Source organism: Reyranella sp., assembly GCF_050185545.1.
Lineage (GTDB): Bacteria > Pseudomonadota > Alphaproteobacteria > Reyranellales > Reyranellaceae > Reyranella.
The window spans coordinates 1-7,388 of record NZ_JBFWZI010000030.1 but is presented as its reverse complement, the minus strand read 5'-3'; the positions used below and the strand labels follow the sequence as shown (position 1 = coordinate 7,388).

Annotated in this window: 6 protein-coding genes; 4 read left to right on the top strand and 2 right to left on the bottom strand. The window is 67.1% G+C overall.

The window, feature by feature from the left end; translation table 11 throughout:
* Positions 1–332 precede the first annotated feature (332 nt).
* The gene (locus tag AB7O82_RS11135) at positions 333–743 is read right to left on the bottom strand and encodes a type II toxin-antitoxin system VapC family toxin (protein WP_428538446.1); all 411 of its coding nucleotides are present in this window, start codon (positions 741–743) and stop codon (positions 333–335) included.
* Positions 721–951: a hypothetical protein gene (locus AB7O82_RS11130; RefSeq protein WP_428538443.1), complete on the bottom strand. Its 231-nt coding sequence runs from the start codon at positions 949–951 to the stop codon at positions 721–723. Before AB7O82_RS11130 ends, AB7O82_RS11135 begins: the two co-directional genes overlap by 23 nt.
* A gap of 211 nt (positions 952–1,162) precedes the next feature.
* On the opposite strand from AB7O82_RS11130, the gene AB7O82_RS11125 reads away from it, so the two are divergent.
* From AB7O82_RS11125 to AB7O82_RS11110, 4 genes are all read left to right on the top strand, one after another.
* A complete protein-coding gene (locus AB7O82_RS11125) occupies positions 1,163–3,961 on the top strand; it encodes a UPF0182 family protein (protein WP_428619401.1) in 2,799 nt (932 codons plus the stop codon).
* Positions 3,962–4,273: 312 nt separating this feature from the next.
* On the top strand, positions 4,274–5,035 hold the full coding sequence (locus AB7O82_RS11120) for a hypothetical protein (protein WP_428538437.1): 762 nt from the start codon (positions 4,274–4,276) through the stop codon (positions 5,033–5,035).
* Between the two features lie 107 nt (positions 5,036–5,142).
* Positions 5,143–5,445 carry a hypothetical protein gene (locus AB7O82_RS11115; RefSeq protein ID WP_428538434.1) on the top strand — a complete coding sequence of 101 codons (303 nt, stop codon included), beginning with the start codon at positions 5,143–5,145 and terminating at the stop codon, positions 5,443–5,445.
* 221 nt (positions 5,446–5,666) lie between these two features.
* On the top strand, positions 5,667–7,262 hold the full coding sequence (locus AB7O82_RS11110) for a carboxylesterase/lipase family protein (protein ID WP_428543485.1): 1,596 nt from the start codon (positions 5,667–5,669) through the stop codon (positions 7,260–7,262).
* Positions 7,263–7,388: the final 126 nt, after the last annotated feature.

Sequence of the window (7,388 nt, the reverse complement as noted above, 5' to 3'; positions counted from 1 at the left end):
CCGATCAATGCGGCCCGACGCGTGACACTACTCATGGCTTGGAACTCCGTTGCGCTGAACCTAGACCTTGCGCGTTTGGACAGGCAAGCCAGCGTCCCGCCCGTCGATCCGGCGCCACAGGCGCAATTGCGGGATACGGCGCCCCGAGTCACCCCTCGTCCCGCAAGGCAGTTGTATATGGGAAAAATCCCGTCATCCCGAGCGAAGCCGCCCGAAGGGCGGCGAAGTCGAGGGACCCTTCTTGCTGAAGCTGCAGCAAGAAAGGTCCCTCCACTACGCCGCGCTAGGCGCGGCTCCGGTCGGGATGACGGCACTTTCTCGCGAATGGGGCTTCAGCGCGGCAGCACGCACGGAATCCGCTGCCGGCCATGCCGCCGGTAGATACGGAAATCGCTGTCCGTGGTCAGCAGCACAGGATCGTTCAGGGTTTCGGTCGTGCGGACAAGGCAGGCATCCGCGAAACTCATCGGCACGTCGGCATACTTCTCCAGAAGCCCGAGGACGGCATCCATGTCGTCGGCGAAACGAAAGCCGCAGACGAGAGCCCCCCGGTGAAGCAGTGCCGCGAGGCTCGCGGTTCCGCGCCCCCCGAGCAGATGCGAAGCCTCCGACAGCACCGCTTCGCAAGTCGTCCAAGGGGGCGGCAGGCGTGGCGCTTGTGCGGCAGCCCAGCGATGGTTGGCATCGCGGCGACTGAGCAGCGCCACCAGGAAACCAGCGTCAACGAGCGCGCTTTTCGCCATATCCCGTCGACTTCAGGTACTTTTTCGTGCGCGCGCTCAGATCGCGCGGCAGCCCGTCGACCGAACCGACGACGTCGGCTATGGCATCCAGCAGCGCCGGCGGGCGAGATTCGCCTATTGCGGTCAGACGTTCGCGCACCACGTCGGATTTCGACAGCCTGCGCCGGCGTGCCTCGGCTTCGAGCTGGGCAACCAGGGCCTCGGGCAATCGAACCGTCAATGTCTTCACAGCGCCAACGTATTACACGTTCGGCATATGCGCAATACATCGCGGCCTGGTGTGCGCTTCCCGCCGGCTCATGGGCTCGACCCGGCGTGCGACCCGTAGTCGCGAACGGCGCGGTCCCGGCGGGTGCGTGGCAGTCGTGGAGAATCGGCCGGAAAGGGCGCAAGATCGCCGCTCTGCAACAGGGAGCGACATGCGCGCAAAGCTCGCTGCAATCCTGGTCGCGATGGTCGTTGGCCTGGTCGTGGTGGGGCGCGCCGGCGACATGCTGGTCGACTGGCTGTGGTTCTCGTCGATCGGATATGCCGGCGTCTTCTGGACGATCTTCTCGACCCGGGCCGTCCTGTTCATCGCCGTGCTCGTCGTCTCGGCCGGCGCTTGCTGGCTTTCAGGATGGCTGGCGCTCCGCCATGCCCGGCAGGCGCCGGCATTGCCGCCTCCCGCGACGCTCTCCGCGCCGGGGTCCCAGGCGGCGACCAGCATCCTTTCCTTCCTTCCTTCGCCGGTCGCGCGGCGCGTTGGCGTCGCCATCCTCGCCATCGCGCTGGGAGTCGTGGCCGCGTTCGTCGAGCAGCCCAATTGGGAGGTCGCCCTGCGCTTCCTCCACCAGGTGCCCTATGGATCGGACGATCCGGTGTTCGGCAACGACATCGGATTCTATCTCTTCACGCTGCCTGCCTACGTGGCGCTGAAGAACTGGCTGCTCCTGCTGCTGTTCCTCAGCGCCGCGACCGCCGGCATCGTCTATTGGCTGCACGGCGACATCGCGATCGACAAGGCGCCGCCGCTGTCGCCGGCTGTCGTCGTCCACGGCTCCGTGTTGCTCGGCCTCTATTTCGCGGTCAAGGCGTGGTCCTACGGCCTCGATCGCTACCTGCTGCTGTACAGCGACAACGGCGTGGTCGTGGGGGCCGGCTACACCGACCTCCACGTTCGGCTGCCGGTGCTGTGGCTCCTCATCGGGCTCGCGGCCGCGTGCGCCGTCGCCGCGTGGCTCAATGTGCGGTGGCGGAGCTGGCGCATTCCCGCGGCGGCGGTCGCGCTGCTGTTCGGCAGCTCGTTCCTGGCCGCGGTGATCTTTCCCGCCCTGTTCAATCGCCTCTATGTGAAGCCCAGCGAGCTCGAGCTGGAGACGCCCTACATCGCACGCAACATCGCGCTGACCCGCGAGGCGTACGGCCTCGGCCGGATCGGGGTGAAGCCGTTCCCGGCCGAGGAAGGGCTGACCTTCGCATCGCTCGAGGCCAACCGCGCGACCATCGACAACATCCGCCTGTGGGACTGGCAGCCGCTCAGCGACACCTACGCGCAGCTCCAGGAGATCCGAACCTACTACAAGTTCCTCGAGCTGGACATCGATCGCTACCGTCTCGACGGCGCCTATCAGCAGGTGCTGCTCGCGGCGCGCGAGCTTGAGCCGTCGCTATTGCCGCCCAACGCCCAGACCTGGGTCAACCTGCACGTGCTGTTCACCCACGGCAACGGCGTGGTGATGTCGCCGGTGACGCGCAAGTCGGCCGAAGGCCTGCCGGTCTTCTACCTGCAGGACATTCCGCCGGTCGCCAACGGCGGCCCCGTCGTCCGCGAGCCCCGCCTCTATTTCGGCCAGGGCAAGGAGCGCTATGCCATTGTCAAGGGTGCCACGCCCGAGTTCGACTACCCCAGGGGCAAGGACAACGTCTACGCGACCTATGACGGCGCCGACGGGGTGGCGATCGGCGATCCGGCGCTGCGCGGCCTGTTCTCCTGGTACTACGCCGACCCCAACATCATGCTGAGCGGCTACGTCACCGACGAAAGCCGCATCCTGCTTCGCCGCAACATCCAGGAGCGGGTGCGCACGATCGTCCCCGTCCTGCAGCTCGACCGCGATCCGTACATCGTCGTGAGCGAGGGACGGCTGTTCTGGATCCAGGACGCCTACACCACCAGCGAGTGGTTTCCCTACGCGCAGCCGCAATCCTCGGGCGGCCTCAACTACATCCGCAACTCGGTCAAGGCGGTGATCGACGCCTACAACGGCACGGTCGACCTCTATGTCAGCGAGCCCGGCGATCCCGTCATCCAGACCTGGCAGCGCATCTTTCCCGGGCTGTTCAAGCCGCTGGCGGCGATGCCGCGGGACCTGCAGGACCACATCCGCTATCCCGAGGATCTCTTCCTCGTCCAGGCGCAGCTCTATCGCGCCTACCACATGGATACGCCCGAGGTTTTCTACAACCGCGAGGATTTGTGGCAGTTTCCGCGCCAGCTCTCCGGCATCGATGCCGCCAGCCCGGGCCCGATCCCGGGGCTCGGGGCCGCAGTTCGCGAGCGCGGGGGCCGCTCCCGCGATGCGCCGCGCATGGACCCCTACTACATGATCATGCGGTTGCCCGGCGAGGCCAAGGCCGAGCTGGTGCTGATGCTGCCGATGGTGCCGAGCCAGCGCGACAACATGATCGCGTGGCTGGTGGCGCGCTGCGATTCGCCCAACTACGGCAAGGTCATGGTCTACGAATTCCCCAAGGACAAGCTGGTCTTCGGGCCGTTCCAGATCGAGGCGCGCATCCAGCAGAACACCGAGATCTCCCAGCAGATCGCCCTGTGGAACCAGATGGGCTCGCGCGTCATTCGCGGCCATCTGCTGGTCGTGCCGATCGAGAGCTCGATCCTCTACGTCTCGCCGCTCTACCTGCGCGCCGCCACCGGCCAGCTGCCGGAGCTGAAGCGCGTGATCGCGGCCTACGGCGATCGGGTGGTGATGGAGGAGACACTGGGTGCGGCGCTGGCGGCGCTGTTCAAGGACACGGCGCGGCCGGCGGGACCGCCGCATGACAGGGGCCAATCGATACCAGCCGACCCGACGGACGTGCGCGCCCGCGAGGCACTCGCCCACTACGAGCGCGCCATCGAGCGCCTGAAGGCGGGAGACTGGAGCGGCTTCGGCATCGAATTCGACGCGCTCAGGCCGCTGCTCGAGGAGCTCGGCCGTCCATCAGAGGGGCGATGAGCAGACGCGTCGGCTTCGATGCGGGACCGTCTCCGGTCCAGGGGATACCGAAAAAAACACGTTTCCCCGGCATCCGACGCCCGTGGGAGCGCATTGCCCACCCCGATCTCCGCCCGCACCGCATTTGGCGTGGGCGAGACCAGCCACAGCACACTCCATTCGGCTGGACTCGCCCCCGCGGGATGCGGCTGCTGCAACCCATCTCATTGGAGCGCGCATTCCATCCCGGTACCGCCGGAGTCGTGCACGCCGCTCGGCTCATGCTAGCCTCCAGCCAAAGTCCCGCGATCCGGGCCCGTGGAGGAGACCAGCGTGAACGCCAGCATGAGCCTGTCTCAGCGAGCCGATGCGCTCGAAGCAAAGATGTCCCAGGAGCTCGACTATATCGTCATCAAGTCGCGGCTCTACACCATGGCCGACGGCGACATGAGCCCGCCGCCCAACGCGGCGGCGCTGATGAAGCAGAATCCCAATGCGCGCGTGCTGATGGGCGACGATCCGCGCTTGCCGGCGATGCCGGAGAAGCCGACCCTGATCGACTTCTTCAAGTACCGCTTCGGGCCGAGCATGCACCTGCTGCAGAGCGCCCGGCACGCCGTGACGGCAGGCCTGCCGGAGAAGATGGTGCTGGCCTGCCTGCTGCACGACATCTCGACGATCGGATTCATTCGCGGCGACCACGGCTATTGGGGAGCGCAGCTGGTCGAGCCCTATGTCGACGAGGAGATCACCTGGGCGATCCGCGCCCACCAGGTGCTGCGCTTCTATCCCGACGATTCGGTCGGGTACGAGTATCCGCAATCCTACGTGACGGCCTTCGGCGCCGACTACCGCCCCGACCCCTATGTCGAGGAAGACTACAAGCGCATGCGCGATCACAAATGGTACATGACGGGCCGCCAGATCACCGTGCACGACATCTACTCGTTCGATCCCAACCTGCATGTCGAGCTCGAGGAGTTCACCGACGTCATCGGGCGGCACTTCCGGCAGCCCGAGCAGGGACTGGGCTTCGACAACAGTCCGGTCGCGCACATGTGGCGGGCGATGATCCGTCCGGCGAAGTACCTGTAAGGGCCGAGAAGATCATCCCGCTCAGGCTCGGCAACACGATGGCCAACCTGATCATCGTCGATGGACCTGCCTGAGCCGGAACAACCGCATACAAGGGAGTCACGACCATGACGACCATCGATGCCTTCCGCAGCAGCATCTCGGCCGAGGCGCCGCCATCCGACGTCGGACCGGCCCTGCAGGCCCTGTGGTGGCTGCTGCGTGGCGACTGGGATCACGCGCACAAATGCGTGCAGCAGCATGAAGACGACGACGCTTGCAACTGGGTCCACGCCCATCTGCATCGCCAGGAAGGCGACATGCGCAACGCCGGCGGCTGGTACCAGCGCGCTGGCCGGCCGATGCCGATCGCGCAGTCGCTGCCTGACGAATGGAGCGCCATCACGGCGGAGCTGCTGGCGAAGCAGTGATTTAACTTCCTCCCAAGCGTCGCTGGGAAGGTGTTGCCGTATCTTCGCCGACGGAGGGGTCATTGCTGGGAGCGCGTCACTGTGTGGCGCTCATGGGTTATGTGATCGACAAAAAGAGCGCCACTGGAATGGCGCGCTCCCAGCAATGACCCCTCCGTCGGCGAAGACGGCGACACCTTCCCAGCGAAGCTGGGGAGGACTCTGAACGAAAGGACAAACCAATGGCCGGAGATGTCGTTACTTCCTCGCCGCGGCCCACCGCAGCCGTGTCCTCCCCTGTTGTTGATACCGCATCGGGCAAGGTGGTCGGCGTCACCGACAGGGGCGTGCACATCTTCAAGGGCATCCCCTACGGCGCTTCCACCGCGGGCGCCAACCGCTTCATGCCGCCGCGCAAGCCCGAGCCCTGGACAGAAATCCGCGAGGCCGTCGTCTATGCCGGGCGCTCGCCGCAGGCCGAGGCTGGACCGCAGCGGCCCGAGCTCGCCACGGTGTGGGGGCCGGTCGACACCCTGCCGGTCGGCGAGGATTGCCTGACGCTGCATGTCTGGACGCCCGGCCTCGACAACGGCAGGCGGCCGGTCATGGTCTGGCTGCACGGCGGCGCCTTCTCCTGGGGCTCGGCCAACTCGCCGCGCTACGACAGCACGAACCTGGCGCGCCGCAACGACGTCGTGGTGGTCGCGGTCAACCATCGGCTCAACATCTTCGGCCATCTCGACCTGTCGAGCCTGGGCGGCGAGCGCTTCGCCCAGTCGGGCAATGCGGGCGTGCTCGATCTCGTGCTGGCGCTGAAGTGGGTGCGCGAACACGCGGCGCGCTTCGGCGGCGATCCGGGCAACGTCACGATCTTCGGCCAGTCGGGCGGCGGCGGAAAGAGCTGCGCGCTCCTCGCCATGCCCGAGGCCAAAGGCCTGTTCCACAAGGCCATCGTGCAGAGCGGCGCCAGCGTGCGCTTCGCCGAGCCCGAGCGCACGGCGGCGCTCGCCCACGCGGTGCTGAAGCATCTCGGGCTGCGGCCCGACCAGCTCGGCGAGCTGCAGGCGCTGCCGGTCGCCCGCCTGCAGGAGGCCGTGGCGCCGGCGCAGCAGGCCCTGCCGCGGCCCAGGCTGCCGCTGCTCGACCGCTACAACTTCGGACCGGTGATCGACGGGACGGTGCTGCCGGCCCATCCCTTCGATCCGTCGGCGCCGGCCCTCTCGGACGATGTGCCGATCCTGGTCGGCGGCACCAAGGACGAGACGGCGATCTTCTTCGCACCTGACGACAAGGTGTGGAACCGCACAATCACCGAGGAGGATCTGCGCACGCGTGTCGCGGCGGTCGCCGGCGGCGCGGCCGAGACGCTGCTCGCCTACTACAAGCGGCGCGACCCGGGCGCGAGCCCGTCGGACCGCCTGATCACCGCCCTCACCATGTCGAACTTCCATGTGCGCGAGCTGATGCTGGCCGACGCCAAGGCGGCGCGCGGCAAGGCGCCGGTGTGGATGTACAGCCTCGACTGGGAGACGCCGGCGTTCGCCGGCCGGCTGAAGTCGCCGCACTCGGTCGACGTGCCCTTCGTGTTCGACACACTGCACGTGATCGGCACCGCCCATCGCCGGCCCGGCGACCAGGCACTGGCCGATCGCGTCTCGGCGACCTGGGCGACCTTTGCGCGCACTGGCAAGCCCGGCAACGCCGCGCTGCCGGCGTGGCCCGCCTACACGGCGGCGACGCGGGCGACGATGATCCTCGACGACACCTGCAAGATCGTCGACGACCTCGACGGCGAGGTCCGCGAGCTCTGGATCCAGGTCGCGAGGGGAGAGCTCTGATTTTCCTCCCCACGAAGTGGGGAGGTGTCGCCGTCTTCGGGCGACGGAGGGGTCATGAATCATGCGGACCGCGGGCGTCCCGCCCGCTCATGATTTCACGATCATGAGCAGATCGGAAGAGCGTCG